3 protein-coding genes are annotated in these 2,600 nt (G+C 30.1%); 1 reads left to right on the forward strand and 2 read right to left on the reverse strand.

The window, feature by feature from the left end; all coding sequences use genetic code 11:
* Positions 1–246 precede the first annotated feature (246 nt).
* Together CYP77_RS06680 and CYP77_RS06685 are read right to left on the reverse strand one after the other, a co-directional pair.
* A complete protein-coding gene (locus tag CYP77_RS06680; protein WP_103567045.1) occupies positions 247–1,683 on the reverse strand; it encodes an AAA family ATPase in 1,437 nt (478 codons plus the stop codon).
* Between the two features lie 31 nt (positions 1,684–1,714).
* Positions 1,715–1,951, reverse strand: coding sequence for a DNA-binding protein (locus CYP77_RS06685; protein WP_103567046.1), 237 nt, complete (start codon positions 1,949–1,951; stop codon positions 1,715–1,717).
* A 116-nt stretch (positions 1,952–2,067) separates the two neighbouring features.
* Between CYP77_RS06685 and CYP77_RS06690 the strand changes: the two genes are divergently transcribed.
* Positions 2,068–2,600: helix-turn-helix domain-containing protein (locus CYP77_RS06690; RefSeq protein ID WP_103599724.1), on the forward strand; the 533-nt coding region annotated here is incomplete at its 3' end.

The following is a 2,600-nucleotide window of genomic DNA, read 5'->3' on the forward strand; positions in this document are numbered from 1 at the left end:
TTTTAATCTCCAATATATTGATTGTTTTTTGAACAAGAAAAAACATTCCACAAACTGCAAGACAAGAATAAGTAATGGATAAAATAGTTGAGCATATTTTATAAAAATATCTAATTTTAATCATTTTTAAATAACCTTCTTGATTTATTCTTTACTTGTATCAAAATAACCCAAAGTAAGTAAGGTTAAAAACGATACTATTACGACCATTAGAAAACCAATAAAAAAGATATCAACTATCATTCATTAGCCATCACTTCTTAAAACTATTTTTAATTCATTAATAGTCTTAATCTTTAATAAAATATTTAATAGTTCATCGCCGCCAAAAAACGTCGGATACGAATTTTCCTTATCATAGTCCTTTATACATTGTTTTAACTCATTTACGAGCGGATCAAGATCGTTATTTATTATTTCAATATCTACACAATAGCTTCCTACAGATGCTCGTATCGTTGAATACCCATGTTGATCAACATTAGATATAGGCTCAATATTAACAGGAATGGCGTTTAAAAACTTTAAATTGCTCTTGTTTATAGAGAGTTGGTTGCTATTGGCTACTTTTGCGCTTTCAAAATAATTAGTTGATACTTCGACTTTATGAACGTCGAAATTTACTTGTTCTGATTTTGGTGTTTTATTCATTATTCTGCTCACAAATACCTTTTTATTACAATTTTGATATCCTCTTAATCGTTTAATATCAAAAAGTTTTCCATCAAATTTGTCAAATAATTTCCAAAGCGTATTACGTCCAACCGTTTCATAGTAGTTTTTATTTGCAAGTTTTTGTATGGCTATTGCAAGATCGCTTTGACAAATTTCACCTTTTTGATCAATAATTTCTTGTGCCAGTTGCAAAGATATCTTTTCTTTGTCGCTTAGCCCAATAAAATCATCTTCAATAAATTTTAGATCTAATTCCCTGGTATCGATTAAAGCAACCATCTCTTTTGTATGGCTTCTCTTTTTCTTTGGTTTTAAGCTAACAATCATTTCATTGTCGTTGATAGAAATCGAGCTGTCACTTTCGTTTTGTAAATAGTAAGCTTCATCTACACTATCCATAAAGGCTGTAGCGCCTTTATAATTCTCATCGTTTTTATCCATTCCCTGCTTAGGTTGGTGGTGGAGGAATATAATGGTAGCACCCTTGTCTCTCAATCCTTGCAGGTCTGCCATAAATCTTGTTATATTATCATCTTTACTTAGACTACCTTTTATAAAATTTCTAATACTATCTATAATAATAAGTCGATTTTTTATTTCACCTGCTTTAAATTCTCTATTTAACTTTTTAAATATAGTAAATCTATGCGAGCTGTTAGAGAGAATATATTTTATTTTTCCACTGCTATTATCCATAATTTTATCGACTTGTCTACTCTGTAATATATCAATGCCATTATCAGCATCCATATAAACGATTTCATCTAGATTGACATTGTTTTTCACTAAGTAATTACAAAGATGGATAGCAAACATGCTCTTGCCTGCACCAGCGCCAGCATATACCATGTTTAAGCTCTGTTTTGAAAGGAAATTCGGTATCAGCCATTCAAAATTAGTATTTTCAATATCCAAAGCAGTGAATTCCTTGACATTTATGATTTTATTTGATAGAATATCAGTGCTTTTGTGGGTTGTGCTATGGCTATGGTGGTGGTTCCGCTTCATATCACAACCTTTTTTCTTTTACTGCAAATCATTATCTTCTTTCCTGTTCTATTAACCATTCTTTTACACTCTCTAGTCTATACAATATTCTTTTACCTATTCTGATATATGGTAAAGGAGGGATCTTTGCTTTACGTTTCTCAGTATAATTTACACTAAATCTAAGCCTAGTTTGTTTATCTATGCTTATTCCAAATAATTCCTCGAACTGCTCTGGAGTAATAAATTCATTCTTTTTTTCTATTTTTTCATCTACTACATCAATCATAAAAAGACAACCTCCTAAAAAATCTAATATCATTTTATATCTCACAACCTTATACTACTCTTAATACATTAACAAATAATTTTAGATTTGCTAAAATAAATAAAAAAAGGAAATTTATGAAAACAAATGGATGCGGTGACAAACTAAGAAGATTACGCAATGCCTATGGACTTACTCAGAGTGAGTTTGGTGATAAGATCGGAATAAGTAGAGTTAGGGTAAATTCTTATGAAAATAATATAAACCCACTTCCCATACAAGTCAAATACAAGATTGCTGAAGCTACTGGTTTTGGAATTGACTACTTTGATACAGATATCGATATAGCTACTGCAATTAGCAAATATAATATTGAAACTGACAATGGTAAGCTTCAAATAAGAGCTAATTCTGAAAGCATTTGCACAATTTATGATGATCTATACGATTTTGCAAACCAAAAAGAAAGCATTGATCCTTACTTACAAAGTATTAAAATTCTTTCAAAACTATTTAATCTATCAAAGCCATATGACTATAATTTTATTACCGTAACAAACAATAAGGCAGCTCCATTCGCAACAGATGGAGATATTTTAATTATTGTAAGAGATAACATCCCAAGAGATAATGCCCTCTTGGTTTTAAGAGTTAATAATGAGGTATTAAT

The sequence above is a fragment of the Campylobacter concisus genome (assembly GCF_002913865.1).
Lineage (GTDB): Bacteria > Campylobacterota > Campylobacteria > Campylobacterales > Campylobacteraceae > Campylobacter_A > Campylobacter_A concisus_AM.